The organism is Sedimentimonas flavescens (genome assembly GCF_019264375.1).
Lineage (GTDB): Bacteria > Pseudomonadota > Alphaproteobacteria > Rhodobacterales > Rhodobacteraceae > Rhodobacter > Rhodobacter flavescens.
In genome coordinates, this window is the sequence record NZ_JAHVAI010000012.1 from 79,939 (window position 1) to 105,651 (window position 25,713).

General features: G+C 62.7%; 37 protein-coding genes. 3 read left to right on the plus strand and 34 right to left on the minus strand.

The annotated features are described in order from the left end of the window. Positions 1 to 54: 54 nt before the first annotated feature. From argB to trpB, 3 genes are all read left to right on the plus strand, one after another. Complete coding sequence (gene argB / locus KTQ37_RS12450) at positions 55 to 933, plus strand: acetylglutamate kinase (protein ID WP_218630909.1); 879 nt, start codon at positions 55 to 57, stop codon at positions 931 to 933. 619 nt (positions 934 to 1,552) lie between these two features. Then, complete coding sequence (locus tag KTQ37_RS12455; RefSeq protein WP_218630848.1) at positions 1,553 to 2,065, plus strand: SixA phosphatase family protein; 513 nt, start codon at positions 1,553 to 1,555, stop codon at positions 2,063 to 2,065. Between the two features lie 22 nt (positions 2,066 to 2,087). Next, a complete protein-coding gene (gene trpB, locus KTQ37_RS12460; RefSeq protein ID WP_218630849.1) occupies positions 2,088 to 3,287 on the plus strand; it encodes a tryptophan synthase subunit beta in 1,200 nt (399 codons plus the stop codon). A gap of 78 nt (positions 3,288 to 3,365) precedes the next feature. Here the strand turns inward: trpB and KTQ37_RS12465 are convergent, their stop codons facing one another. The 34 genes from KTQ37_RS12465 to rplP all read right to left on the minus strand — a co-directional run bounded on the left by KTQ37_RS12465 (position 3,366) and on the right by rplP (position 25,701). Further along, the gene (locus KTQ37_RS12465) at positions 3,366 to 4,157 is read right to left on the minus strand and encodes an amino acid ABC transporter ATP-binding protein (RefSeq protein WP_301654574.1); all 792 of its coding nucleotides are present in this window, start codon (positions 4,155 to 4,157) and stop codon (positions 3,366 to 3,368) included. 10 nt (positions 4,158 to 4,167) lie between these two features. Then, positions 4,168 to 5,478, minus strand: a complete 1,311-nt coding sequence (locus tag KTQ37_RS12470; protein ID WP_218630850.1) for an amino acid ABC transporter permease — start codon at positions 5,476 to 5,478, stop codon at positions 4,168 to 4,170. A 1-nt stretch (position 5,479) separates the two neighbouring features. Then, the gene (locus KTQ37_RS12475) at positions 5,480 to 6,745 is read right to left on the minus strand and encodes an amino acid ABC transporter permease (protein ID WP_218630851.1); all 1,266 of its coding nucleotides are present in this window, start codon (positions 6,743 to 6,745) and stop codon (positions 5,480 to 5,482) included. Positions 6,746 to 6,870: 125 nt separating this feature from the next. Beyond that, positions 6,871 to 7,887, minus strand: coding sequence for an amino acid ABC transporter substrate-binding protein (locus KTQ37_RS12480; RefSeq protein WP_218630852.1), 1,017 nt, complete (start codon positions 7,885 to 7,887; stop codon positions 6,871 to 6,873). Positions 7,888 to 8,096: 209 nt separating this feature from the next. Next, complete coding sequence (locus KTQ37_RS12485) at positions 8,097 to 8,807, minus strand: ATP12 family chaperone protein (RefSeq protein ID WP_218630853.1); 711 nt, start codon at positions 8,805 to 8,807, stop codon at positions 8,097 to 8,099. Then, a complete protein-coding gene (locus KTQ37_RS12490; protein WP_218630854.1) occupies positions 8,804 to 9,469 on the minus strand; it encodes an HAD-IA family hydrolase in 666 nt (221 codons plus the stop codon). The genes KTQ37_RS12485 and KTQ37_RS12490 overlap by 4 nt, the downstream gene beginning before the upstream one ends. Continuing rightward, entirely contained in the window at positions 9,466 to 10,539 is a 1,074-nt protein-coding gene (locus tag KTQ37_RS12495) for an RluA family pseudouridine synthase (protein ID WP_218630855.1), read from the minus strand. The genes KTQ37_RS12490 and KTQ37_RS12495 overlap by 4 nt, the downstream gene beginning before the upstream one ends. Further along, the gene (crcB, locus tag KTQ37_RS12500; protein ID WP_218630856.1) at positions 10,536 to 10,916 is read right to left on the minus strand and encodes a fluoride efflux transporter CrcB; all 381 of its coding nucleotides are present in this window, start codon (positions 10,914 to 10,916) and stop codon (positions 10,536 to 10,538) included. Before crcB ends, KTQ37_RS12495 begins: the two co-directional genes overlap by 4 nt. 44 nt (positions 10,917 to 10,960) lie before the next feature. Beyond that, the gene (locus KTQ37_RS12505; RefSeq protein WP_218630857.1) at positions 10,961 to 12,268 is read right to left on the minus strand and encodes a replication-associated recombination protein A; all 1,308 of its coding nucleotides are present in this window, start codon (positions 12,266 to 12,268) and stop codon (positions 10,961 to 10,963) included. Between the two features lie 107 nt (positions 12,269 to 12,375). Further along, a complete protein-coding gene (locus KTQ37_RS16770; protein ID WP_236021212.1) occupies positions 12,376 to 12,567 on the minus strand; it encodes a RidA family protein in 192 nt (63 codons plus the stop codon). Then, positions 12,567 to 12,695: a RidA family protein gene (locus tag KTQ37_RS16905; protein ID WP_268921083.1), complete on the minus strand. Its 129-nt coding sequence runs from the start codon at positions 12,693 to 12,695 to the stop codon at positions 12,567 to 12,569. Before KTQ37_RS16905 ends, KTQ37_RS16770 begins: the two co-directional genes overlap by 1 nt. Positions 12,696 to 12,797: 102 nt before the next feature. Further along, the gene (locus KTQ37_RS16960; protein WP_328799729.1) at positions 12,798 to 13,514 is read right to left on the minus strand and encodes a GFA family protein; all 717 of its coding nucleotides are present in this window, start codon (positions 13,512 to 13,514) and stop codon (positions 12,798 to 12,800) included. Next, positions 13,474 to 14,058 (minus strand): acyl-homoserine-lactone synthase, encoded by a 585-nt coding sequence (locus KTQ37_RS12520; protein WP_218630859.1) that lies wholly within the window; start codon positions 14,056 to 14,058, stop codon positions 13,474 to 13,476. Before KTQ37_RS12520 ends, KTQ37_RS16960 begins: the two co-directional genes overlap by 41 nt. Positions 14,059 to 14,105: 47 nt before the next feature. Next, positions 14,106 to 14,690 carry a helix-turn-helix transcriptional regulator gene (locus KTQ37_RS12525; protein ID WP_236021214.1) on the minus strand — a complete coding sequence of 195 codons (585 nt, stop codon included), beginning with the start codon at positions 14,688 to 14,690 and terminating at the stop codon, positions 14,106 to 14,108. 294 nt (positions 14,691 to 14,984) lie between these two features. After that, complete coding sequence (rplQ, locus tag KTQ37_RS12530) at positions 14,985 to 15,404, minus strand: 50S ribosomal protein L17 (protein WP_218630861.1); 420 nt, start codon at positions 15,402 to 15,404, stop codon at positions 14,985 to 14,987. A gap of 152 nt (positions 15,405 to 15,556) precedes the next feature. Then, on the minus strand, positions 15,557 to 16,573 hold the full coding sequence (locus tag KTQ37_RS12535; protein ID WP_218630862.1) for a DNA-directed RNA polymerase subunit alpha: 1,017 nt from the start codon (positions 16,571 to 16,573) through the stop codon (positions 15,557 to 15,559). Between the two features lie 120 nt (positions 16,574 to 16,693). Then, positions 16,694 to 17,083, minus strand: a complete 390-nt coding sequence (gene rpsK / locus KTQ37_RS12540; RefSeq protein ID WP_068765008.1) for a 30S ribosomal protein S11 — start codon at positions 17,081 to 17,083, stop codon at positions 16,694 to 16,696. 15 nt (positions 17,084 to 17,098) lie between these two features. Next, positions 17,099 to 17,467: a 30S ribosomal protein S13 gene (gene rpsM / locus KTQ37_RS12545; RefSeq protein ID WP_218630863.1), complete on the minus strand. Its 369-nt coding sequence runs from the start codon at positions 17,465 to 17,467 to the stop codon at positions 17,099 to 17,101. A gap of 171 nt (positions 17,468 to 17,638) precedes the next feature. After that, entirely contained in the window at positions 17,639 to 18,295 is a 657-nt protein-coding gene (locus KTQ37_RS12550) for an adenylate kinase (RefSeq protein WP_218630864.1), read from the minus strand. Between the two features lie 14 nt (positions 18,296 to 18,309). Beyond that, positions 18,310 to 19,668 carry a preprotein translocase subunit SecY gene (secY, locus tag KTQ37_RS12555; protein ID WP_218630865.1) on the minus strand — a complete coding sequence of 453 codons (1,359 nt, stop codon included), beginning with the start codon at positions 19,666 to 19,668 and terminating at the stop codon, positions 18,310 to 18,312. Between the two features lie 103 nt (positions 19,669 to 19,771). Beyond that, positions 19,772 to 20,242: a 50S ribosomal protein L15 gene (gene rplO, locus KTQ37_RS12560; protein ID WP_218630866.1), complete on the minus strand. Its 471-nt coding sequence runs from the start codon at positions 20,240 to 20,242 to the stop codon at positions 19,772 to 19,774. Positions 20,243 to 20,393: 151 nt separating this feature from the next. Further along, complete coding sequence (locus KTQ37_RS12565; protein WP_218630867.1) at positions 20,394 to 20,723, minus strand: ribonuclease E inhibitor RraB; 330 nt, start codon at positions 20,721 to 20,723, stop codon at positions 20,394 to 20,396. A gap of 80 nt (positions 20,724 to 20,803) precedes the next feature. Beyond that, complete coding sequence (rpmD, locus tag KTQ37_RS12570; RefSeq protein WP_218630868.1) at positions 20,804 to 20,992, minus strand: 50S ribosomal protein L30; 189 nt, start codon at positions 20,990 to 20,992, stop codon at positions 20,804 to 20,806. Between the two features lie 12 nt (positions 20,993 to 21,004). Further along, on the minus strand, positions 21,005 to 21,565 hold the full coding sequence (rpsE, locus tag KTQ37_RS12575; RefSeq protein ID WP_218630869.1) for a 30S ribosomal protein S5: 561 nt from the start codon (positions 21,563 to 21,565) through the stop codon (positions 21,005 to 21,007). Between the two features lie 123 nt (positions 21,566 to 21,688). Next, positions 21,689 to 22,048, minus strand: a complete 360-nt coding sequence (rplR, locus tag KTQ37_RS12580; protein WP_218630870.1) for a 50S ribosomal protein L18 — start codon at positions 22,046 to 22,048, stop codon at positions 21,689 to 21,691. A gap of 11 nt (positions 22,049 to 22,059) precedes the next feature. Further along, complete coding sequence (gene rplF / locus KTQ37_RS12585; RefSeq protein WP_218630871.1) at positions 22,060 to 22,593, minus strand: 50S ribosomal protein L6; 534 nt, start codon at positions 22,591 to 22,593, stop codon at positions 22,060 to 22,062. Positions 22,594 to 22,603: 10 nt separating this feature from the next. Further along, positions 22,604 to 23,002, minus strand: coding sequence for a 30S ribosomal protein S8 (rpsH, locus tag KTQ37_RS12590; RefSeq protein WP_218630872.1), 399 nt, complete (start codon positions 23,000 to 23,002; stop codon positions 22,604 to 22,606). 12 nt (positions 23,003 to 23,014) lie between these two features. Further along, positions 23,015 to 23,320, minus strand: a complete 306-nt coding sequence (gene rpsN / locus KTQ37_RS12595; RefSeq protein ID WP_218630873.1) for a 30S ribosomal protein S14 — start codon at positions 23,318 to 23,320, stop codon at positions 23,015 to 23,017. Positions 23,321 to 23,338: 18 nt separating this feature from the next. Then, the gene (rplE, locus tag KTQ37_RS12600; RefSeq protein ID WP_218630874.1) at positions 23,339 to 23,896 is read right to left on the minus strand and encodes a 50S ribosomal protein L5; all 558 of its coding nucleotides are present in this window, start codon (positions 23,894 to 23,896) and stop codon (positions 23,339 to 23,341) included. Next, positions 23,896 to 24,201: a 50S ribosomal protein L24 gene (gene rplX, locus KTQ37_RS12605; protein WP_218630875.1), complete on the minus strand. Its 306-nt coding sequence runs from the start codon at positions 24,199 to 24,201 to the stop codon at positions 23,896 to 23,898. Before rplX ends, rplE begins: the two co-directional genes overlap by 1 nt. Continuing rightward, on the minus strand, positions 24,201 to 24,569 hold the full coding sequence (gene rplN, locus KTQ37_RS12610; RefSeq protein WP_022705624.1) for a 50S ribosomal protein L14: 369 nt from the start codon (positions 24,567 to 24,569) through the stop codon (positions 24,201 to 24,203). The genes rplX and rplN overlap by 1 nt, the downstream gene beginning before the upstream one ends. Positions 24,570 to 24,660: 91 nt before the next feature. After that, a complete protein-coding gene (gene rpsQ / locus KTQ37_RS12615; protein WP_218630876.1) occupies positions 24,661 to 24,894 on the minus strand; it encodes a 30S ribosomal protein S17 in 234 nt (77 codons plus the stop codon). Between the two features lie 11 nt (positions 24,895 to 24,905). After that, entirely contained in the window at positions 24,906 to 25,106 is a 201-nt protein-coding gene (gene rpmC / locus KTQ37_RS12620; RefSeq protein ID WP_038144431.1) for a 50S ribosomal protein L29, read from the minus strand. Between the two features lie 181 nt (positions 25,107 to 25,287). Further along, positions 25,288 to 25,701, minus strand: a complete 414-nt coding sequence (rplP, locus tag KTQ37_RS12625; protein WP_218630877.1) for a 50S ribosomal protein L16 — start codon at positions 25,699 to 25,701, stop codon at positions 25,288 to 25,290. Positions 25,702 to 25,713 lie beyond the last annotated feature (12 nt).

Below are 25,713 nucleotides of genomic sequence, written 5' to 3' on the forward strand. Positions count from 1 at the left end.
GCCGTAACACTGAGCGCCGACTTTTCCCGGGGGCAAGACATGAGAAAGCAGACCATGGACCGTGACTGGATCGCCACCGCCCGGACGCTCTCCGAGGCGCTTCCCTACCTGCAACGCTACACGGGGGCCGTTGTCGTCGTGAAATTCGGCGGCAACGCGATGGGCGACGATGACGCCATGGCCGAGTTTGCCCGCGACATCGTGCTGATGAAGCAGGTCGGCATGAACCCGGTCGTCGTGCATGGCGGCGGCCCGATGATCAACGAGATGCTGGCCAAGCTCGGCATCAAATCGGACTGGGTGCGCGGCAAGCGCGTGACCGACAAGGCCACCGTCGAGGTGGTCGAGATGATCCTGTCGGGTCTTGTGAACAAGCGCATCGTGCAGGCGATCAACGATCAGGGCGGACGTGCGGTCGGTATCTCGGGCAAGGACGATGACCTGATGGTCTGCGAGGCCGACGACCCGGAACTGGGTTTCGTGGGCCGCCCGGTCGAGATGAACGTGCAGGTGATCCGCGACCTTTACAGCGCGGGCATGATCCCGGTGATCGCCCCGGTCGCGACCGGCGTGAACGACAACGAGACCTTCAACGTCAACGGCGACACCGCTGCGGGCGCCATCGCGGGCGCGCTGCAGGCCGACCGCCTGCTGCTGTTGACCGATGTCGCCGGCGTCAAGGACAAGGCTGGCGAGGTCATCACCAACATGACCCCCGACGAGGTGCAGGGCTTGATCGCCGACGGCACGATCTCGGGCGGCATGATCCCCAAAGTCGAGACCGCGCTGAAGGCGGTCAAGGAGGGCGTGCGCGCCGTGGTCATTCTGGATGGCCGCGTGGCGAATGCCTGCCTGCTGGAGCTGTTCACTGAACATGGCGCGGGCTCGATGATCCGCTCCACCATGCCAAAGGTGAAGCCACGTCGCGGATAAGCACCGATTTCCTCAAGGACCTGGATGCCGAGCGGCTCTTCGTCGCCGGCACCCTTGAGGATGCGGGCAGGCACATCGCCCTCATCGCCCCCGCAGAGCCCGGCTTCTGGGCACATCTGACGGCGAGCCCCGAGTTTCGCGACGGCACCCCCGATCCGATCGATCGCTGGTCGGCGCGTGTTATCGGCGCGCTTGCGCAACGCCATGGCGACGCAGCGGTCTTTCCGTCCGACGGGCCACCCTACCCGCCGTTCTTCGACTGGGCACTGCGCTCGGGGCGGTTCCACCGCTCGCCGGTGCAATTGCTGGTACATCCGCAGATGGGGCTTTGGGCCAGCCTGCGTGGCGCCATCCTGTTTGACGCCTTGCCCTGTGCCCCCCTGCCCGCCGCCCCAAGCCCCTGCGCGGGCTGCCCTGCCCCCTGCCTTACGGCCTGCCCGGTCGGCGCACTGCGTGAGGGCGCACCCTATGATGTGCCCGCCTGCCACGATTTCCTCAATAAACCCGAAGGCATAGACTGTCTTTCTCGGGGCTGTGTCGTTCGGCGCGCTTGCCCCGCAGGGCGAAGCTATGGCAGGCTCGACGAGCAGTCCGCTTGGCATATGAGGCACTTCCACAAATGACACCGCTCGGCCACCGCCGCCTGATCCTGACGCGTCACGCGAAATCCAGCTGGGACGACCCGCTGATGGAGGATCACGACCGCCCCCTGAACGCCCGGGGCAATGCCGCCGCGCGGGAGCTGGGCGACTTTCTGGCCTCGCGCGGGCTCGAACCCGAAGAGGTTCTGTGCTCCACAGCCAAACGCACCCGCGAAACCTGGGATCGCGTGGCCGCCGCCGTGATCGAAACGCGCCCCGAGGTGCATTACCTCGACGCGCTCTACCACGCCTCGGCCGACACCATGCTTGAGGTGCTGAAGACCGCCACGCAGCCCTGTGTGATGATGATCGGGCACAACCCCGGCATCGCCGAGTTCGCCGCGCGGCTGCCCTCTCGCCCGGTCTTCGACCCCGAGTTCCGCAAATACCCGACCTGCGCCACGCTGATCGTCGACTTCCAGATCGAAGACTGGTCACAGGTCAAACCCGGCTTCGGCTCGATGCTGGAATTCTTCCGCCCAACGCGATGACTATCAGAAGTGAGGATTTTTCATGGGGTATCTGAAATCGACACCCAACGCCGAAGGTTTCTTCGGTGAATATGGCGGCGCGGATCTGCCGCCGCCGCTCGTCCCGCATTTCAAGGAAATCACGGACGCCTATCTGCGCCTGTCGAAATCGGCCGATTTCATCGCCGAGCTGCGCTATATCCGCAAGCATTTCCAGGGCCGCCCGACCCCGGTCAGCCATCTCAAGAACCTCTCCGATCTGTGCAGCGGTGCCCAGATCTACGCCAAGCGCGAGGATCTGAACCACACCGGCGCGCATAAGCTCAACCACTGCATGGCCGAGGGGCTTCTGGCCAAATACATGGGCAAGAAGAAGCTGATGGCCGAGACCGGCGCGGGTCAGCACGGCGTGGCGCTGGCCACGGCGGCCGCCTATTTCGGGCTCGAGTGCGAGATCCACATGGGCGAGATCGACATCGCCAAGGAGGCGCCGAACGTCACCCGGATGAAGCTTCTGGGTGCGACCGTGGTGCCGGTGGGCTTCGGCGGGCGCTCGCTCAAGGAGGCTGTGGACAGCTGCTTCCAAAGCTACGTGTCGCAGGCCGACACGGCGCTCTTCGCGATCGGCTCGGTCGTCGGGCCGCACCCGTTCCCGCGCATGGTGCGCGACTTCCAGCACGTGATCGGCGTCGAGGCGCGCGAGCAGTTCCTGGAAATGACCGGCGAGCTGCCTGACATCGTGGCTGCCTGCGTCGGCGGCGGGTCGAACGCGATGGGCCTCTTCTCGGGCTTCATCGAGGACAAAGACGTGGCGCTTTACGGGGTGGAGCCGCTCGGCACCTCCTCGAAACTGGGCGATCACGCCGCCACCATCACCTATGGCGAGGATGGCGACATCCACGGTTTCCGCACCATTGTGCTGAAGGACGCCGAGGGCAACCCGGCCCCGGTCCACACCGTGGCCTCGGGCCTCGACTATCCCGGCGTCGGCCCCGAGCACGCGCATCTGCACCGCACCGGCCGCGTCACCTACACGGCCGCCAGCGACAAGGAGGCGCTCGACGCCTTCTACAAGCTCTCGCGCCATGAAGGCATCATCCCGGCACTCGAAAGCGCCCATGCGGTGGCCTTCGCGATCCGCGAGGCCAAGGCCCATCCTGGCAAATCGATCCTGATCAACCTTTCAGGACGGGGCGACAAGGATATCGACTATGTGACCGAAACCTACGGCTTCGGCGCATGACAAAAGGGGCCCTGCGGGGCCCCTTCTTCTTGGTACAAATACCTCGGGGGTCCGGGGGCGGCGCCCCCGGCCTTGGCCTCAGTGTCCCAGGATCTGGCTCAGGAACAGCTTGGTACGTTCGGACTGCGGGTTGTTGAAGAAGTCGTGCGGGTTGTTCTGCTCGACGATCTGCCCCTGGTCCATGAAGATCACGCGGTTCGCCACGGCCTGGGCAAAGCCCATCTCGTGGGTCACGCAGAGCATCGTCATCCCCTCTTCGGCCAGCTCGATCATGGTGTCGAGCACCTCCTTGATCATCTCGGGATCAAGCGCCGAGGTCGGCTCGTCGAACAGCATGATCCGCGGCTTCATGCACAGCGAGCGTGCAATGGCCACACGCTGCTGCTGACCGCCCGAAAGCTGCCCCGGATATTTTAGCGCCTGATCCGGGATCTTCACCTTCTCAAGGAAATACATCGCCGTTTCCTCGGCTTCCTTCTTCGGGATCTTGCGCACCCAGATCGGGGCCAGCGTGCAGTTCTCGAGGATGGTCAGATGCGGGAAGAGGTTGAAGTGCTGGAACACCATCCCCACTTCCGAGCGCACCTTGTCGATGTTCTTGAGGTCCGAGGTCAGCTCGGTTCCATCCACGATGATCCTGCCCGACTGGTGCTCTTCCAGACGGTTGATGCAGCGGATCATCGTCGATTTGCCCGAACCCGAAGGTCCGGCGATAACGATCCGCTCGCCCTGGTTCACGGTCAGGTTGATGTCGCGCAGAACATGGAACTGGCCGTACCACTTGTTCATGTTCTCGATCTGGATGGCGACCTCGTCGCTGACCTGCATGTGGCTGCGGTCGATGTCACGTTCGAAATGCGGCTCCGTCATGGGTCGCTCCTTAACGGTGGTCACGCTTCAGCTTGCGCTCAAGATACATTGCGTACCGCGACATGCTGAAGTTCAGGATGAAGAAAATGGCGCCGACGAAGACGAAAGGTTCCCAGTAGATACCTTTCCAGTTGAAGTCGGCGCGGATGAAGTCGGGGATGCCCTTGAGCGGATCGAACAGGCCCACGAAGGTCACAAGCGTTGTGTCCTTGAACATGCCGATGAAGGTCGACACGATCCCCGGGATCGAGATCTTGAGCGCCTGCGGCAGAATGATCAGCCGCTGCGCTTTCCAGTAATCCAGACCCAGGGCGTCAGCCGCCTCATACTGCCCGCGCGGAAGCGCCGCGAGACCGCCGCGGATCACCTCGGCGATATAGGCTGCGGCGAACATCGTCACCAGGATCATGACACGCAAGATGATGTCGAAGTTCGTCCCCGGCGGCAGGAAGTAGTTCAAGAGCAGTGAGGCCACGAACAGGAGCGTGATCAGCGGCACGCCGCGGATGAACTCGATGAACATCACCGAGCAGCTCTTGATCAGGAACATGTTCGACTGACGGCCAAGCGCGAGGATGATCCCGAGCGGCAGCGACAGCGCGATGCCCCCGGCCCCAATGGTGATCGCCAGCAGGAAACCACCGAAGCGGTCCGAGGCCACAGGCTCGATCGCCAGGGGGATCGCCTTGCTCAGAACATCATCCAGCGGCCCCACGGCGAACAGCCAGAACAGGATCGGCGCGACAATCGCGGCCACGATTGCCAGGATCGAGCTGACTTCATCCAGAAAGCGCAGGGCAAGGAAGCCGATCCCGAAACCCGCGGCGATCATGATGACCGGCCAGGCCGAACCGCCCCAGAGCAACCAGATTGCCAAGAGCGGATAAGCCAGGCTGAACAGCAGCATCTGCCGGGGCAGTTGGGTGAACAGCACCGGGGCGACTGCAAGCAGCAGGCCCAGGAAGACCGCAATCGGGCGCCAGTAAAGCTCGGGCGGATAGAACCCGAAGATGAACTGGTGCCAGCGCTCACGCAGCATGGCCCAGCAGGCGCCGCTGGCGCCCTCGCCCCAATTCGCCGCGATGATCGTGCGGCACTCGGCGAGCGAGTTGGCATTCCAGACCGAGTGGCGGAACCACGGGTAGAAATGCGTCACCAGCAGGTAGATCACGAACACGCTGGACAGGGTCAGGATGGCATTGAACCAGCTTGCGAACAGGTTTTCGCGCAGCCATTTCACCAGACCGGCCTGTGAGGTCGGCGGATCTTGCGGCGGCAGCATGTCCTTGCGCACGAAGGCGGCGGTTTGCGAAGTGCTCATCTTACCGCTCCTTCAGTTTGACGGATTTGTTGTAGACGTTCATCAGCCCCGAGATTGTCAGAGAGATCGCGAGGTAGATAAGCATCATCAACAAGATAGCCTCGAGCTCTCGCCCCGTCTGGTTGAGCGTGACCCCCCCCAGGGTGCCGCGCAGGTCCATGTAACCCACGGCGATCGCCAGCGACGAGTTCTTGGTCAGGTTCAGATATTGCGAGATCAGCGGCGGGATGATCACCCGCAGCGCCTGCGGCAGGATCACCAGCTTCATCGTACGGTTCGGGCGCAGGCCCAACGCATAGGCGGCCTCGCTCTGACCCTTCGAGATAGCCAGGATGCCCGCGCGGACGATCTCGGCGATGAAGGCCGCCGTGTAGAGCGTCAGCCCCAGCCAAAGCGCCACAAAGGCGTTCGACACGTTGTTGCCGCCAGTAAAGTTGAAGCCCTTGAGCGTCGGCGAAACCAGATGGAAGCCCAAGGCCACCAGCACCACAAGAAGCGGGCCGAACAGGATCAGAAGGCTTTTCCACCAGGTTACCGGGCGCACGCCGGTTTCATTCTGCACCTTGTGCGCATGGGCCTTAAGCCGGCGATTCCCCCAGATCGAAACGATCAAGACGACCGCGATCAGAAGGAAGTTCAGCGAAATCGGTGCAAAGGCGGTGTCGATCGTCCCAAGCGAGTTGGTAAACTCGATCGCCGGTATCGCGGTGTAGCGGTTCGTCACCGCCACAGAGTCGAAGAGCAGCATGGAAACTGCGGACTCTCCGGTCTCCGGGTTGATCTTGTAGGCGTTCGGAGAGGGCGTGACTTCAGACAGCAGTGCGATGCAGACGAGGATCCACAGCAGGACCGGGATGTTGCGGAACATCTCGACGTAGGAGGTCATCAGCCGCGCCACCAGCCAGTTGTGCGACAGGCGCAGAACGCCAATGATGATCCCCAGAACGGTCGCCGCCGCACAGCCCAGGACCGACACCCAAAGGGTGTTCAGCAGCCCGACCAGCATCGCGCGGGCATGCGTATTGTCGTTGGTATAGGGGATCAACTGCTGGCCGATATCGTAACCTGCACGGTTACTCAGGAAGCCAAAGTTGAAATCTTTCCCTAGTTGATTGAGGTTCTGGATCGTGTTGTCCACAAGCCAGGCGACCCCTGCCATCACCAAAATGAAGGTCACGACCTGAATGGTCAGAGAGCGATAGCGGGTATCGTAGATAAGCTGACTGAGCCGGAAACCTTGTTCCGGCGCATCCGATGCGCTTGTCATTCGTGTTTCCCCTGTTCCAGACACGCGTCCTGGGCTTAGGCCCATGTTGCGAGGTCATGCCTCCGCGCGCAGGATATTATTTGATGAGAGGGCGCGCCGACCTGTCGGCGCGCCCTTCCTGTTTCTTAGCGGAACGGCGGAGCGTACAGCAGGCCGCCCTGGGTCCATTGCGCGTTCAGACCGCGCGCCAGAGCGATCGGAGTCGCCTCACCGATGGTTGCTGCGAAGATCTCGCCGTAGTTGCCGCTGGCCTTGATGGCACGCACGGCCCAGTCGTTGTCGAGACCGGTCATCTTGCCCAGCTCGCCTTCGACGCCGAGCAGACGGTTGATTTCCGGGTTCTCGGTGCCCTTGGCCAGTTCATCAACATTGGCCGAGGTCACGCCGTATTCCTCGGCAGCGATGAGCGCGTTGAGCGTCCAGCGGACGACGTCGCCCCACTGGCTGTCACCGTGACGCACTGCCGGCCCGAGCGGCTCTTTCGAGATGACTTCCGGAAGGATGATGTGGTTTTCCGGATCCGCGTAGGAGGCGCGGGTGGCGGCGAGGCCCGAGATATCGGTAGTGTAGGCATCGCAGGCGCCAGCCAGGTACTGCTGCTCACCCTCGGCGTTCGAGTCGATGGTGATCGGCTGGTAGGTCATGTTGTTGGCCTTGAAGAAGTCGGCCAGGTTCAGTTCGGTCGTGGTGCCGGTCTGGATACAGACCGAAGCGCCGTCGAGCTCTTTCGCCGAGGTCACACCCAGATCCTTGCGGACCATGAAGCCCTGACCGTCGTAGTAGTTCACGCCGACGAAATCGAGCTTGAGGTCGGTATCGCGCGAGAAGGTCCAGGTGGAGTTGCGCGACAGCATGTCGACCTCACCCGAAGCCAGCGCGGTGAAGCGGGTCTGGCCGGTGGTCGGCACGTATTTGACCTTGGACGGGTCGCCCAGAACGGCTGCGGCGACGGCCTTGCAAACGGCCACGTCGAAGCCCGACCAGTTGCCGTTGGCATCCGGCGCGGCAAAGCCGACAAGACCGGTGTTCACGCCGCAGTTCAGCTCGCCACGGGCCTTTACGTCATCCAGGGTGCCGGCAGCAGCCACACCCGCAGAGACCGCGGCCACAGCCAGCGTGCCGAGAAGTACGGATTTTTTCATATTTACCTCTTCCTGAGTTGCCGCCCTCTTGGGGCGGTTCTTGCGCCCGTTTTCGGGCAGGAACACTCTGAGGTTGATCCCCAGTGGGCCGAGTTTGAGCCATTTGATCAAAGAACGTCAAGCGAGATTGCTGTTTTGGACCGAATACCTGTCCAATTTGCCGATAAACGCTTATTCGGCCAACATAAGTTTTGCGCGGCGCCGAGACGCTAGAGATGACGCAGGGCCCAGAATCGTTCGGCCTCCAGCAGAGCTTCGCGCTTCAACGCGGCCTGCTCGGCAGCCTCTTCGTCCTCGCCCCATTGCTCGATCTGCCAGGTCTCGTCGATTCGAGCGAGATCCCAGGCCGTCGCCGCATCCAGCCGCCCCATGGCCACCGCCAACCCCAAGACGAGCGAGCCGGTGATTCCCACCAGATCGTGCACCGAGGCCATCTCGTATTCGTCGAGCGCGGCGACGCGCGCCGCCAGCGCGGACAGTGCGGGCGCGGGCTGCGCCACGGGGATTACCCCTTTGGTGACCACAAGACGGGCGCCCAGCTCGGCCTCGGCCCAGTCCAGAAGTGCGTCCCACGCCTCGGCCTGGCGTGCAACCAGCTCATCGGGCTGCTCGGCGCGGTAACTTAGCAGGTCGGTACCACCGTAGGCCGCGATCAGCTCGGCTACCTCGACGTGCTGATGACGGACCTTGTCGATGGCGGCATTGGCCGAACGCGTCACCGGCATCGTCGTCGGGTCGATCTTCTCGTCCTGCGCATCCCATTCGGCTGCAATCGCCTCGGCCATGGCGCGGGTGGGCACCTCAAGCAGCGCCTTCGCCGGGGTCTTGAGAGCCCGCCCGTCGAGCGACACGCCGAAGCCACCGGGCTGCTCAGTAACCGTTGCCGCCTTCCAGAACCGCTTTGCCGTCCATCCGCTCATACATGCATCTCCACGAAATCGCCCAGCGCGGCCTCAAGCGCCGCGAATGTATCCACAAGCCGATCCGCGCCCGCCGCCAGCAGATCGGAAACGGGGTGGTAACCCCAACTTACCGCAATCGTGCCGCAGCCCGCCGCGCGCCCCATCTCGATGTCAAAGGTCGTGTCGCCGATCATCACCGCATCGCGTGCGTTGACGCCGGTATCCGCCAGCGCGGCAAACAACATCTCGGGGCTCGGCTTGGAGGGGTGGTCATCCGCCACCTGCCGCGTCACGAAAATCCCCTCAAGCCCGTGATGGCGCAAAAGCGCATCGAGCCCGCGCCGCGACTTGCCCGTCGCCACGCCCAGAAACAGATCGTCGCGCTGCGCGAGCTTGCGCAGCAGATCGGCCGCGCCCGGATAGAGCGGCGCGGGCGAGGCCGCACGGCTGGTGAAGTAGCTGGCCTTGTAGCCCTCGACGATGGCGGCCTGGGTGGCGGTGTCCTGATCGGGGGCCAGCCGCGCGATGGCCACGGGCAGAGACAGCCCGACGATGGACAGCGTTGCTGCGCGCGAGGGCGCGGGCAGGCCCACGGCCTCGAACCCCAACGCCATCGCGTGACAGATATGCGCCTGGCTGTCCGAGATCGTGCCGTCCACGTCAAAGACGATCAACTTCATAGAAGATCCTCGAACGGATCGGCGGGCACCTCGTTTTCGTGCCAACCCAGCGTCTTCCAGGTGCGCTTCATGTGATCGGGCAAGGGCGCGCTGATGGTGACGCGCTTCTTGGTGATCGGGTGGTCAAAGCTGATCTGCCGGGCGTGCAGGTGCAGCTTGCGGCTGATCTCACCGCCCAGTTGCGCACCCCAGCCATCGCCTAGGTTCTCCTGCCCCGAGCCGCCGTATTTCCCGTCCCCCACGATCGGATGGCCAAGCTCGGCCATATGCGCGCGCAGCTGGTGCGTGCGCCCGGTGATCGGCACCAGCGCGACCCAGCTGACCCGCGAGCCAAGCGCATCGAGCACCGCGTAATCGGTCGTGGCGCGCTTGGCATCCGGGTAATCGCCGATCTTGGCGGGATGGATACAGATCATCTTCTCGCCCTCGCCGCCCCGACCATGGCCCGGAGCCTTCATCAGAGCAAAGCGCACCGTTCCCATCTTGGGGTTGGGCACACCGGCGACCGCCGACCAGTAGATCTTGCGCGTGGTCTTGTGCCGAAACGACTCTGACAGAGCCCGCGCGATCCGGTCTGTGCGCGCGATCAGCAGCACCCCCGACGTGTCCTTGTCGAGGCGGTGCACCATCTTCGGCTTGTCCTTGTAGCCAAAACGCAGCGCATCGAGCAGCCCATCGACATGCCGATCCCCCTGCCCCGAGCCACCCTGCGAGGGCAGCCCCGGCGGCTTGTTCAGCGCGATGATATGCTCGTCACGCCACAGCACGCAGGACTGGATCATCTCTTCATCGGCGGACGAGATCTGCGGCCCGCCGCCGTCACGGATACGCTCGGCGGCAGCCCCCCTGGGGGTGGCCGTCGCGGGCGGCAGCGGCGGCACGCGCACCTCCTGCCCCGGCGCGACGCGGCTGTTTGCCTTGACCCGTCCGCCATCGACGCGCAGCTGGCCGGTCCGGCACATCTTCTCCACCGCGCCCTGCGTGAGCTGCGGAAAGCGTTTCTTCAACCAGCGATCGAGGCGCTGCTCGCCCTCGTTCTCGGTCACCTTGATCATTTGTACGCTGCTCATGCCAACACCCACCGCATGAAATGAACTCCGAACATCAGCCCCGACAGCGCGCCGAGAACCGATATCGCTACATAGAAGGCCGCGTTGCCCACATCGCCCCGCTCGATCAGCGTCCAGACCTCAAGCGAGAAGGACGAGAAGGTCGTGAAGCCGCCTAGCACGCCCGTCGCGAGAAGCGGATTAAGATGCGTCAACATGCGCTGCCCGAGGAAAACCACAAGGCAACCCATCGCAAACGAGCCCACGATATTCACGAAGATCACACCCAGCGGGATGGTCTGCGGGCCGAACAGCCGCAGGATCGCCACCCCCGAGAGGTAGCGGCCCGAAGCCCCGATGGCGCCGCCGAGGGCGACCTGTAGAATGGTGGACAGCATGGAGTTCTCCTTTGGCGCCGAGAAACCCTCGGGGGGGCCAAATGTCAACCGTTACGCTTGTCTCGCAGCTTCGCGAACCATTCGACACGCTTTTTCAGCTCACGTTCGAAGCCGCGCTCGACCGGATTGTAATAAACCGGGCGCTTCATCGTGTCGGGGAAGTAGTTCTGCCCCGAAAAGCCATCCTCGGCATCATGGTCATAGGCATAGCCCGCGCCATAGCCCTGCTCTTCCATCAGCCGGGTCGGCGCGTTCAGGATATGCTTGGGCGGCGGCTCTGACCCCGTCTTGCGCGCGCCGTCACGCGCGGCCTTGTAGGCAACGTAGCCCGCGTTCGATTTCGGCGCGAGGGCCAGATAGACCACCGTCTGCGCCAGTGCCAACTCGCCCTCGGGCGAGCCAAGCCGCTCATAGATCTCCCAGGCGTGCAGCGCGTGGGTCTGGGCCTGCGGATCGGCAAGGCCGATATCCTCGACCGCCATACGCACGAAGCGCCGCGCGAGGTAGCGCGGGTCTTCGCCGCCTTCGAGCATCCGGGCGAACCAGTAAAGCGCCGCGTCCGGGTCAGACCCGCGCACCGATTTGTGCAGGGCCGAGATCAGATTGTAATGCTCATCCCCCGACTTGTCGTATTTCGCCGCCCGCCGCATCAGTCGCGCCGAAAGTGCCTGCGTATCAAGCGGCGCCGCGACCTTCCACGCCATCACCTGCTCGATCAGATTGAGCAGTGCGCGCCCGTCGCCATCGGCCATCTCCAAGAGCGCCTCGCGCGCCGGGGCCTTGAGCGGCAGCGCCCGGCCCAGGGTCTGCTCGGCGCGCTGCGCCAGCCGTTCGAGGCTGGCGAGGTTCAGACGCTCCAGCACGATCACCTGCGCGCGGCTGAGCACGGCGGCGTTCAGCTCAAAGCTCGGGTTCTCGGTGGTGGCGCCGACCAGAAGGATCGTACCGTCCTCCATATGCGGCAGGAAGCTGTCCTGCTGCGCCTTGTTGAAACGGTGAATCTCGTCGACGAAAAGCAGCGTTCCCCTGCCCTGCCGGAAGCGCAGCTTGGCCGCCTCGAAGACCTTGCGCAGTTCCGGCACCCCCGAGAAGATAGCCGAGATCTGAACGAAGCTGCGGTCGGTTTCCGATGCCAGCAGCCTCGCGATGGTGGTCTTGCCGACGCCCGGCGGCCCCCAGAGGATCAGCGAACTCAGCGACCCCGCCGCCAGCATCGCGCCCAAGGGACCCTCGGGGCCAAGCACATGCTCCTGCCCGATCACCTCCGAAAGGTGCTGCGGCCGGATACGGTCCGCGAGGGGGCGATGGGACGGAGCCTCTTTCGCCGGTTGGCTATCGAACAGGTCAGACATGCCTCATAGGTAATCCGCGCAAGAGCGGCGCGAAAGCCCCCCGCCACAAGAAACGGTGATGCGGGGCACGCCTTAGTCGGGCACGACGGGTTCTACCTCGATCTCGATCAGCCACTTGGGGGGGCACGAAGCGGTTGATCGCCATGATCGTATCGACGGGCCGCATTGAGGCAGTAACGCTTGCGCGCCTCGATGACCTCTTTCCAGTTGTCGATGTCAGTCAGGATCAGTCTTGTGCGCGCAACTTCCTGCGGTCCGATCCGGCCTGCTCCAGCGCAGCCATGATGATCTCGAAACATTACTTGGTCTGCAGGAACACGTCGCCGGCTCCAACCGTGTTGCCATCGGGTCCGACCGGCGCGGTGCCGCCCACCGCGAAGAAATTCCCGACCCCGACGGCGCGGCTAAACCCCACGAGGTTTTCCATGGGACTGCCATTGGAAATATGCGGTCACCCCTGCGCCATGGCTTCCCCTGCCCAAAGTTGTCTCCAGGCGCCGCAAGACCCGCGTTGCTCCGCGCGCTCGCCTTACAAGTCCCCAGTGCGGCGGCAGGTTTCGAAGATCGTCGCCTGCTGTGGTGTGCCGTCGTTCGTGGTCGCATGCTCGGTGAAGGTCGGAACCCCGGCGGGCACGATGGTGTCCGGACGAGCCGCCCCAAGAAAGATGTGCTTTGAACTCTCCGGGGCGAGCGGAAACCAACAGGGGTCATCAAAGGTCCCGGCATATATGCCGACGGCGCCGGGAAACCGCTCAAAACTCAGCCAGAGCTTGGTTCCGCAATCCGGACAGAAATGCACGTGGACAACCTTGCCGGAGCCCGCAGAGACCTGATCATAGATCTTGGGAGCGCCCGAAAGCACGACCAGATCGCGCTCGTCGAAGATCGGCTCTACCATATAGGCCGATCCGGTGGCCCTTTGGCAAAACCGGCAATGGCAGACCGTAACCCGGCTCGGCATGGCAAGCGTTGCGTAGCGAACGGCCCCGCACAGGCAGCCCCCCTCGTGTCGTGTCATCGCGCATTCTCCTAGTCCGGAAATGAACCCGGCGGCAGCCGCGCTCGGGCCCAGCCTATCACGGGACTTGGCTGCACGCAGAAAGATCCGTGACGAACGCTGGCCCAAACAGAAAAAGGCCCCCGCGTTTGGCAGGGGCAAGTCAGTCATACAGGCTGCGGCACGTTGGTTTCGGCCGCATGTTGGATCAGTGCATCTTGGTGGCGAGGCTGATCTCGACGCAGACATGCGCGCCGCCGATGTCGAGCACAGGCCCCGTCGGCTCGCAGTCCAGCCCCACCCGGCGTGCCAGACGCGGCGCAAGGGCCGGGATCAGACCCAGTACCTGCGTCGCCCCGAAGGTGCGCGCCGAGATGACCATCTCGTGGATCAGTTGCGACTGAACGCGCATCCGCTGCCCCGAGGGGACGTGCTCGGACACGAAGATGCGCGAGCATTCCCAGATATGCTCGCCGATCGGCGCTTCCTGCCAGAGCAGGTTCGACGGGATCGCCTCAAGCAGCCCGCGCTGTGCGTCGCGGATCATGTAGGAATAGATGCCGCACTGGTGCGTGGTGGGCAGCAGCCGCACCCCGGCCAGAACCCGGCCATTCTCGTGCACGGCGACCCAGCGGCTTGCCGCCGTGTCGTATTGGTCGAACTCCATCCCGTCGACCTGCGGCAGATCCCACCGCTTGCGACCGATGAAAGTTTCGTGTCGTGCGCGAAGGAAATTCGCGAACAACTCGCCATGGTTGTGCAGATTGGCGTAAGAAAGAGTGGTAGCTTCCATAGTAGTGCCTCCTTGGGGTTGAAACCTGGCAGGAAGCGCCACAGAGCTCAGAGCAATCTGTATTCTCGCGCTTTTCGCACGGCCTCGGAGGTGGTGCGGGCCTCAAGTCGGATCCGGGCCGACTTCAACCTCGCTTTCAGCGCACTCTCCGATATCCCCAGTTTGGCAGCGGCAGCAGTGTGGCGATCCCCGTTCGAAATGCATTGCAGGGCCTCGATCTGAGCGGTTGTCAGCTCAGTCGGTGGCGTATTCTCCTCATGCAGGCGCAACGCTATTTCCAGAAGCTTCGCCAACTCGGCGTCGGTAAATTCCCGGTCCCCCCGACCGATACCGACGATGGAGCGCGAAGAGATCGGCCCACAAGAGGCCGATGCTCCAAATTTCATGCCGAATGCCGCCGCCTGTTTGATGACATCAAACGGGTCGGGAAAGGTAATCTCGCTCCAGCGGGTGACCCCAGTGCAGCCAATCCCCCAAAAAACGAGGGGATCGCGCAGGTAGTAAGAGTTGTCGTTGTAGAGACGGACCCAACCGGGCGGAAACGTGCTGTGATAGATCAGCGGCGTGGCGAAGCGTATGTGCAACCCTACGGTGAATCCGAGAGGTGACAGCTGGGCCAGTTCGTTCAGCATTTCAGACGTCGCGCGATTAAAAGACATATCCTTTTAGACAGGTCGCTGTGGGGTCCGTCAACTTTTAATTGAATTTGCTGACTTTCCCGGGTGGGTGTTAACCATGTATAAACTTAAAGGCGCAGGAATTGCACACCCATTGGCGCGGCCAGGGCGCCGCAGGGTGCTCTATTTCGTATAGCGCGGGGGGAGATGGGGCCAAGCGGCCGAGCGCGATTCTCGCCACGATCCGAAAAAGAAAAATCCCGCCCAAGGGCGGGATTCTCAGTTCGGTCGGACCGAGCGGCCGGAGGATTATTCCTCGGCGGCTTCCTCGGCAGCCAGGCGGGCCTTGTCGGCAGCGCCTTTGGCGGCGGGGTCACGGTCAACCAGTTCGATGATCGCCATCGGAGCCATGTCACCATAGCGGAAGCCGGCTTTCAGAACGCGGGTGTAACCACCGTTGCGCTCTTTGAAGCGCGGGCCGAGCACGTCGAACAGCTTGGCGACGTACTGGTCTTCCTTCAGCTGCGAAGCGGCCAGACGGCGCGCGTGCAGGTCACCGCGCTTGGCCAGCGTGATCAGCTTTTCGATGATCGGGCGCAGTTCCTTGGCTTTGGGCAGCGTGGTCTTGATCTGCTCGTGCTCGATGAGCGAGCCAGCCATGTTGGCGAACAGCGCCTTGCGGTGTTCGTGGGTACGGTTCAGACGGCGATAGCCGCGAGCGTGACGCATCGTATTTCTCCAGTCTTGCGTTTTTGCTTTGTGTTGCGCCGCCTGCGTTGGACGGAGCGTCGTTGGGGCATTTGCCCATGGTTCCCGGGACGTCCCGGCATTGGATGGGGGGCGTTTAGCCCACGCCCCCCGAATGAGTCAAGCGCGCAAGATCAGAACTGATCTTCGAAACGCTTGGCCAGATCCTCGATGTTCTCCGGCGGCCAATCCTCGACTTCCATGCCGAGGTGCAGACCCATGCCCGAGAGCACTTCCTTGATCTCGTTGAGCGACTTGCGGCCGAAGTTCGGGGTGCGGAGCATCTCGGCTTCGGTTTTCTGGATGAGGTCGCCGATATAGACGATGTTGTCGTTCTTGAGGCAGTTGGCCGAACGCACCGAAAGTTCCAGCTCGTCCACCTTCTTGAGGAGGAGCGGGTTGAACTCGAGGCCCTCGTCGGCATCCTGCTTCGAGGCCGATTCCGGCTCTTCGAAGTTCACGAAGATCGACAGCTGATCCTGCAGGATGCGCGCGGCATAGGCCACGGCGTCTTCGGGGGTCAGCGAACCGTCGGTTTCGATCTTCATCGTCAGCTTGTCGTAGTCGAGCACCTGGCCCTCACGGGTGGGCTGAACTTCGTAAGCGACTTTCTTCACCGGCGAGTAGATCGCATCAATGGCGATCAGGCCGATCGGCGCATCTTCCGGCTTGTTCTTGTCGGCGGCCACATAGCCTTTACCGGTGTTCACGGTGAGTTCCATGAACAGGTCGGCGCCGTCGTCGAGATGGCAGATCACGTGATCCTTGTTCAGGACCTCAATGCCGTTCGATTCCGAGATGTCGCCACCGGTGACAACGCCTGGGCCCTTGGCCGAGATCGACAGGCGCTTCGGCCCCTCGACTTCCATCTTCAGCGAGATGCCCTTGAGGTTCAGGATGATGTCGGTGACATCCTCACGCACACCGGCGACCGAGGAGAACTCGTGCAGCACGTTGTCGATCTGCACCGAGGTGATGGCGGCGCCCTGGAGCGACGACATCAGCACACGGCGCAGCGCGTTGCCCAGCGTCAGACCGAAGCCGCGCTCAAGCGGTTCGGCGATCACGGTAGCCTGACGTTGCGGGTCGTTGCCGGCTTTGACTTCAAGCTGCGTCGGCTTGATCAGTTCGGCCCAATTCTTATGGATCATGCGCTCTGCCTCCATACTTGTTTCGGACCCATGTCCAATAGTCCGAAACGCCCGAGGAAAAATGCGAAAGCAGCCGGGCCGTGCAGGAACCCCCGCACGGCCCGACCGTCGAAACTTTGATTAGACGCGGCGGCGCTTGGGCGGGCGGCAGCCGTTGTGTGCGATCGGGGTCACGTCACGGATCGAGGTGATCGTGAGACCAACAGCGGCCAGCGCGCGCAGCGCCGACTCGCGGCCCGAACCCGGGCCTTGCACTTCAACGTCGACCGTCTTCAGGCCGTGCTCCTGCGCCTTGCGGGCAGCATCTTCAGCAGCCATCTGGGCGGCATAAGGGGTCGATTTGCGCGAGCCCTTGAAGCCCATGGTGCCCGAGGACGACCACGAAATGGCGTTGCCCTGAACGTCAGAGATCAGGATCTTGGTGTTGTTGAACGACGAGTTCACGTGAACGACGCCAGCGGCGATGTTCTTGCGCTCTTTGCGTTTAACGCGGGTTTTATCGCGAGCCATTAGTTCACCCTCCCCTTACTTCTTCTTGCCGGCGATCGGCTTGGCCGGGCCCTTGCGGGTACGGGCGTTGGTGTGGGTGCGCTGACCGCGAACCGGCAGGTTGCGACGGTGACGCAGGCCGCGGTAGCAGCCAAGGTCCATCAGGCGCTTGATGTTCATCGACACTTCACGGCGCAGGTCGCCCTCAACCGTGAGGTTGGCGTCGATGTATTCGCGGATCGCGAGCACTTCGGCGTCCGAGAGTTCATTCACACGGCGCGTCGGCGCAATGCCAACGGCTTCGACGATCTGGTTGGCGAACATCGCACCGATGCCGTGGATGTACTGAAGAGCGATCGGGACGCGTTTCCCGGTCGGAATGTTGACGCCAGCAATACGTGCCAAAGCGACTTTCCTTATGTTGCGGTTCCGTAGCACCAGAACCTTTTTTCACAACAACCCCGGTCAGATGTCCGGGATCACGAAAGCCTGAGACTGCATCGCAGACTCAGGCGATTCTCAAGCGAGACGCCGTGACCTAGAAGGATTTGCCCACCGGGTCAAGCGCCTTCGCGTTTATTTGGAGACAGCATCCAGAATGGTGTCGATCTGACCCGCAACCTCGTCGATCTCGGCCAACCCATCGACGGTGCTCAGCGCGCCGGCGTGGTAGTAGTAGCCGATCAGCGGAGAGGTCTTCTTGTAATATTCCATCAGCCGGGTCTTGAGGCTGTCCTCGTTGTCATCGGCGCGCCGCTTCATGTCGTGGCTGCCGCAGACATCGCAGGTGCCCGCAACCTTGGTCGGTTTGGTCTCGTCGTGATAGACCTCGCCGCAGTTCCCGCAGGTGAAGCGGCCGGTGATGCGCTTGACCAGCGCCTCGTCGTCCACCCGCATCTCGATCACCGCATCCAGCGCCTGGCCGGTCTTGACCAGCAGCGCGCCAAGCGCATCGGCCTGCGGCAAGGTGCGCGGGAAGCCGTCGAAGATGAAGCCGTTCCCCGAGGCCGAGGCCATCTTTTCCTCGATCAGGCCGATGACGATCTCATCGGTGACCAGCTCGCCGCGGCTCATCACCCCGGCGACCTTCTGACCCATCTCGGTGCGCGAGGCCATGGCCTCGCGCAGCATGTCCCCGGTGGAGAGCTGAACCATGTTCCGCTCGTCCACCAGCTTGCGGGCTTGCGTGCCTTTGCCAGCGCCGGGCGGGCCCAGAAGAATGATATTCGTCATGCCGGTCCCTTTTCTCAGCGACGCGCCGGAGCCTTGCGGCCCGTCTTCTTCTTGCCGCGCAACTGCGACTTCTCGATCAGGCCCTCATACTGGTGAGCCAGCAGATGCGACTGCACCTGGTTGATCGTGTCCATCGTCACCGACACGACGATCAGCACCGAGGTGCCGCCGAAGTAGAACGGGATCGACAGCTGCGAGCGCAGGATCTCGGGCAGCAGGCAGACGGCGGCCAGATAGGCCGAACCGATGACCAGCACGCGCGCGACGACATAGTCGAGGTAATCCTCGGTCTTCTTGCCGGGGCGGATACCGGGGATGAAACCACCCTGGTTCTTGAGGTTGTCGGCAACCTCATCCGACTTGAACGCCACGTTCGCGGTGTAGAAATACGCGAAGAAGACGATCATGACCGTGAAGAACAGCAGGTAAAGCGGCTGACCCGGGCCGAAATAGGCCAGAACCGTCGACATGATCGGGCCGGTCGAAGCGCCCGAGAAGGTCGAGATCGTGGTCGGAAGCAGCAGAAGCGACGAGGCGAAGATCGCCGGGATCACGCCCGCCGGGTTCACCTTGATCGGCAGGTGCGACGAGCCGCCGTCATAGATCTTCATGCCGACCTGGCGGCGGGGGTATTGGATATGGATCTTGCGCAGCGCGCGCTCCATGAACACCACGAAGGCGATCACGGCGACCACCATCACGATCACGCCCAGGATCACCGGGGTCGAGATGGCACCGGCGCGGCCCTGCGCGAAGAACTGCGCCAGAGCGGCCGGGATCTCGGCGACGATGCCGACGAAGATGATCAGCGAAACGCCGTTGCCGATGCCGCGCGCGGTGATCTGCTCACCGAGCCACATCAGGAACATGGTGCCGCCGACCAGCGTGATCACCACGGAAGCCACGAAGAACATGCCCGGGTTATGCGCCAGGTCGCCCGCCTCAAGCGAGCGTGCCAGACCGAAGGCCTGGAAGGTCGCCAGACCCACGGTCGAGTAGCGGGTGATCTGGTTGATCTTCTTGCGGCCCTGCTCGCCCTCTTTCTTCATCTGCTCCAGCGAGGGAACCAGCGCGGTCAGCAGCTGAACGATAATCGAGGCCGAGATGTAAGGCATGATGCCGAGGGCGAAAATACCCATCCGGCCAAGCGCACCGCCGGTGAACATCGACAGGATGCCACCGATGCCGGAGGCTGCGCCTTCCATGAATTCACGCAGCGCCACCGTATCGATGCCCGGCACCGGGATATAGGTGCCGAGGCGATAGATGATCAGCAGCCCGATCGTGAAGAAAATACGTTGGCGCAGCTCGGTGGCCTTGCCCAGGGCGCCCCATCTGAGGTTCGCCGCCATTTGCTCTGCAGCAGATGCCATATGCCCGTCTCTTTCATGCAAAACGCCGCCGGACCGTTCCCCGGTCGGCGGCGCCTGGAAAACTATTGCCTATGTAAGCGGGCCGAGGCCCGCCCACAACCGCTTATTCCGCAGCGGCGGCGGCAACGGTCAGCGTGCCACCGGCCTTTTCGACGGCTTCGATAGCCGCTTTCGAAGCGCCCGTGACGTTCAGGGTGACTTTCGAGGTGATCTCGCCCTTGGCCAGAACGCGCACGCCATCAAGCTTGCGGCGCACCAGACCCGAAGCGACCAGCGCGTCTTCGGTGATGGCCTCAGCAGCGTTCAGCTTGCCCTCGGCGATGAACTTCTCGATCAGGCCGAGGTTCACGACGGCGAACGACAGGCGGTTCGGCTTGGTGAAGCCGCGCTTCGGCAGGCGACGGTAGAGCGGCATCTGGCCGCCTTCGTAACCGTTCAGAGCCACGCCCGAGCGCGATTTCTGACCCTTGATACCGCGACCGGCGGTCTTGCCCTTGCCCGAGCCCGGGCCGCGCGCAACGCGCTTGGATTTCTTGGCGGCGCCCGCGTTGTCGCGGAGTTCATTCAGTTTCATGTCGCTTCTCCTTTGCCGGAAATGCCCCCACAAGCGACAGAGGGGCACACGCGGCGTTTCTTGATTGATTCTTTTGACCACAGGGGGCCACCGGGGGCGTATAGACGAGGTGCTGGCGGGGGGTCAAGTAACATAGACGCCCCCCACCGGATCAGACCGGCTCGATCGCCCAGCCCTCGGTAGCGAAGCCATGCAGCGCGCCAAGCAGGATCAGGGGCTCTTCCCAGCTCCAGAGCCAGGCGAGCGACGGGGCGCCGGGCGGCGTCTCGACCTCGATGCAGGCTTCGTCCTCGCCCTCGGCGTCATACCAGGAGACGTCGAAGCCCGCGTCTTCGGCTGCCTCGGAAAAGGCGTCCCAGTCGGCATCCGGCCCCTCGGCCGCGAAGCGGAACACCGCGACCGCAAGCGCGGGCAAGTCCCCCTGCCCTTCGAATTCCGCGAAAAACCGCGCCGTCTCGGCCTTCAGTTCCTCGAGTTCCATTGCGTTCATCCTTCCACAGGGATCATGAAAAACGCCCCGGCCTTGCGACCGGGGCGTTTTCCCAAGCGTATTCGCTGAAATCAGCCGCGCTCTTCGACGATGGTCACCAGATGCGGGATCTTGTTGACCATGCCGCGGACCGAGGGGGTGTCCTCGAGTTCACGGGTGCGGTTGATCTTGCCAAGGCCCAGACCCTTGAGGGTCGCGGCCTGGATGGCCGGACGGCGGGCTGCCGAGGCGATTTGCTTAACAACGATGGTTTTTGCCATGGTTCAATCTCCTCAGGCTTCAACCGAAGCTTCAGCTTCGGGCTTGGCGAGGATGTCCGCAACCTTCTTGCCGCGACGCTGCGCGACCTGACGGGGCGAGGCTTCCTTCTTGAGGCCATCGATCGTGGCACGGATCATGTTGTAGGGGTTCTGCGAGCCGAGCGACTTCGCAACAACGTCCTGCACGCCGAGCATTTCGAAAACGGCACGCATCGGACCACCGGCGATGATACCGGTACCGGCCGGGGCGGTGCGCATCACGACCTTGCCAGCGCCGTGACGGCCCTCGACGTCGTGGTGCAGCGTGCGGGCGTCCTTGAGAGCGACGCGAACCATCGAGCGCTTAGCTTGCTCGGTGGCCTTGCGGATCGCTTCCGGCACTTCTTTCGCCTTGCCCTTGCCGAAGCCGACGCGACCACGCTGGTCACCGACAACGACGAGCGCGGCGAAGCCGAAGCGCTTACCACCCTTCACGGTTTTCGACACACGGTTGATCGCAACGAGACGATCGGCGAATTCCGGGGTCTCTTCGCGCTCGGCGCGACGGTCCCGACGGTTCTCACGTTCTGCCATGAGGCATTCCTTTCGTGATGGCGTGGTTTCACGCCGTTAGATCCAATCCTGGTGGGTGCCCGGAACTGCGTTCTGGGCAAACCCCCGGATCATCGGGGTGGCGCGAACGCCACCCGCCGGTTCTTAGAACTTCAGACCAGCTTCGCGGGCCGCATCGGCCAGAGCCTTGATCTTCCCGTGGAACAGGAAGCCGCCACGGTCGAAGTAGCACTCTTCGACACCGGCGTTCTTGGCACGCTCGGCGATGGCAGCACCGATCTTGGCGGCTGCTTCGACGTTGTTCTTGCCAACCAGACCCAGATCCTTTTCGAGGGTCGAGGCCGAGGCAAGGGTCACGCCGTTCACGTCGTCGATCAGCTGGACGCTGATGTTCTTCGACGAGCGATGCACCGACAGACGGGCACGGCCATTGGCCATTGCTTTCAGTTTGTTCCGGACGCGCAGGCGGCGCTTGAGGAACAGCTCTCTTTTGTTGTTCGCCATTTTCGCTACCCTTACTTCTTCTTGCCTTCTTTGCGGAAGACATACTCGCCCTTGTAGCGGATACCTTTGCCCTTGTAGGGCTCGGGCTGCCGCCACTCGCGGATATTCGCCGCCACCTGGCCGACCAGCTGCTGGTCAATGCCTTCGATGGTGATCTCGGTCTGCTTCGGGGTCACGACGGTGACACCGGCGGGAACCTCAAAGTTGACCTCGTGCGAGTAGCCGAGCGACAGCTTCAGAACGTTGCCCTGCATCGCGGCGCGGTAACCCACACCCTGAATTTCGAGCTCTTTCTTGAAGCCGGTGGTGACGCCGACGCCGAGGTTCTCGATCATCGAGCGGGTCATACCCCACTGCTGACGCGCACGCTTCGAAGTGCCGCGCGGCGTAACAGTGACGGTATTGCCGTCGATGGCGATGGTCACATCGTCGGTAGCGGTGAAGCTGCGGGTCCCTTTCGGGCCCTTCACTTCGATGGTCTGACCAGCCAGCGTGGCAGTGGTGCCAGCGGGCAGCTCGACCGGTTTCTTACCAATACGAGACATGCTTCCCTCCTTAGAACACGGTGCAGAGCACTTCACCGCCAACGTTGGCAGTGCGCGCAGCCGCGTCCGTCATGACGCCTTTCGGCGTGGAGACGATCGACACGCCCAGGCCCTGACGGACCGTCGGGATGTCCTTCACCGAAGCGTAAACGCGACGACCGGGGGTGGAAACGCGCTTGAGTTCGCGGATCACCGGGGTGCCTTCGTAATACTTCAGGCTGATCTCGAGCTGGGGCAGGCCCTTCTCGCAGGTCACTTTCTCATAGCCACGGATGTAGCCTTCCGCTGCAAGCACGTCGAGAACCCAGGCGCGAAGCTTCGAAGCCGGGGTGCGGACGGTGGACTTGCCGCGCAGTTGCGCGTTGCGGATGCGGGTCAGCATATCGCCGAGGGGATCGTTCACAGACATTCCCTGACTCCCTTACCAGCTCGACTTCACCATGCCGGGGATCTGGCCGAACGAGGCCAGTTCGCGCAGCATGATCCGCGAGAGTTTGAGCTTACGGTAGTAAGCGTGGGGACGGCCGGTGAGCTGGCAACGGTTGTGCAGACGCACGGCCGACGAGTTGCGGGGCAGTTCCGCCAGTTTCAGAGACGCCTTGAAGCGCTCTTCCATCGGGCGGTCCTGATCGGCGACGATCGCCTTGAGTTCTGCGCGCTTGCCAGCGTACTTGGTCACAAGACGCTGACGCTTCACTTCGCGCGCAACCATGGATTTCTTAGCCATAAGTGTTGTCTCCCGCGATCAAGCGTTGAAGGGCATGTTGAAAGCTTTCAACAGCGCCTTGGCTTCAGCGTCCGATTTCGACGAGGTCACCATGATGATGTCCATGCCGAGAACTTCGTCCACCTTGTCGAAGTCGATTTCCGGGAACACGATGTGCTCTTTGAGGCCCATCGCGAAGTTGCCACGGCCATCGAACGAGGGCTTCACGCCGCGGAAGTCGCGAACGCGCGGCATCGCCACGTTGATCAGGCGGTCCAGGAATTCGTACATGCGGTCGCCACGCAGGGTCACCTTGCAGCCGAGCGGCATTTCCTCACGAACGCGGAAGCCGGCGATCGACTTCTTGGCCTTCGTGGTGACAGCCTTCTGACCAGCGATGAGCGACAGCTCCTCGGCGGCCTGCTTGACCTTCTTGGTGTCCTTGACAGCTTCGCCGACGCCCATGTTGAGAACGATCTTCTCGAGCTTCGGGATCATCATGTCGTTCTTGTAGCCGAACTGCTCTTTCAGAGCGGCGCGGATGGACGAATGATAGAGCGCCTTGAGGCGCGGGGTATAGGTCGCTTGATCCAGCATCAGATCGCCTCCCCGGTGGTCTTGGCGAAACGCACCTTCTTGCCGTCTTCAAAGCGGAAGCCGACGCGGGTGGCCTTGCCGTTGGCATCAACCAGAGCCAGGTTCGACAGGTCGATCGGCATCGCCTTCGACACGCGGCCGCCCTGGGTGGTCTGGGTTTGACGCTGGTGACGGATGGCGGTGTTCACGCCTTCCACGATCGCCTTGTTGTCCTTGGGCATAACGGTGGTGATTTCACCCTGTTTGCCCTTGTCCTTGCCGGCGAGCACGACGACCTTGTCGCCTTTACGGAGTTTCGCAGCCATCACAGCACCTCCGGAGCGAGCGAGATGATCTTCATGAAGTTCTTGGCGCGCAGCTCACGCACGACCGGCCCGAATATACGGGTGCCGACCGGTTCGCCCTGGTTGTTCAGGATGACGGCGGCGTTACGGTCGAAGCGGATGGCGGTGCCATCTTCACGACGGACTTCTTTGGCGGTGCGCACGACGACGGCCTTGCGGACGTCACCTTTCTTCACGCGGCCGCGCGGGATGGCTTCCTTGACGGAAACGACAATGATGTCGCCGACCGACGCATAGCGACGGTGCGAACCACCCAGGACCTTGATGCACTGAACTCGGCGAGCGCCGGAGTTGTCAGCAACATCCAGATTGGTCTGCATCTGGATCATTTGGTTACTCCCGACCTTTGGGGACGCCTATGCAGTTAGCCGCCCCAGGGTTTCGATAAACTGAAAGTTTATCGCCGGGACCTGAGAGAACTCAGGCCTCGACGACGACCTTCCAGCGCTTGGTTTTCGAGATCGGCGCGCACTCTTCGATGCGAACGGTGTCACCGGCCTTGAAAGTGTTGTCCGCATCGTGAGCGCGATATTTCTTCGACTTACGAACGGTTTTTTGCAGCAGCGGGTGCTTGAAGCGGCGCTCGACGAGAACGGTAACGGTCTGGTCGTTCTTGTCCGACGTCACGACGCCTTGGAGGATACGTTTGGGCATGGAAGGGCTCCTTACTTCGCAGCTTCAGCGGCTTTTTGGTTCAGAACCGTCTTCACGCGGGCAACGTCACGGCGGACGGCGCGCATGCGGGCGGTGTTCTCGAGCTGACCGGTGGCCTGCTGGAAGCGGAGGTTGAAGGCTTCCTTCTTGAGCGCGACGAGCTGATCACGCAGCTCATCAGGCGTTTTCGCCTTGAGTTCTTGGGCGTTCATCCCATGGTCCTTTCTTGGCACCAGAGAGCCCCGAAGGTGACTCTATGTCTGGTGGGTTATGTCTGTCCTGCCTGCAGGACCTGCGCGCTCTAACACCGGCGCGCCAATCATGCAAGCGATTTCGAAGAAAAAGTGAACCCCCGGCGACGAGGCCGGGGGTTCGTGTTCTTACGCGCGGATCTTACCAGTCTTCGCGAGCGACGATGCGGGTGGTCACCGGCAGCTTGTTCGCGCCGAGACGCAGGGCCTCGCGGGCGATCACTTCCGAGACGCCATCGATCTCGAACATGATGCGGCCCGGTTTGACCTTCGCCGCCCAGAAGTCCACCGAACCCTTACCTTTACCCATACGGACTTCGGTCGGCTTCGAGGTGACCGGGGTATCCGGGAAGATACGGATCCAGACACGGCCCTGACGCTTCATGTGGCGAGTGATCGCACGACGCGCAGCTTCGATCTGGCGGGCGGTCACGCGCTCCGGCTCGGTCGCCTTCAGGGCGAACGAACCGAAGTTCAGGTTGAAGCCGCCTTTGGCCTCACCGTGAATCCGGCCCTTGTGCTGTTTGCGGAACTTAGTCCGTTTCGGTTGCAGCATCTTTCATACTCC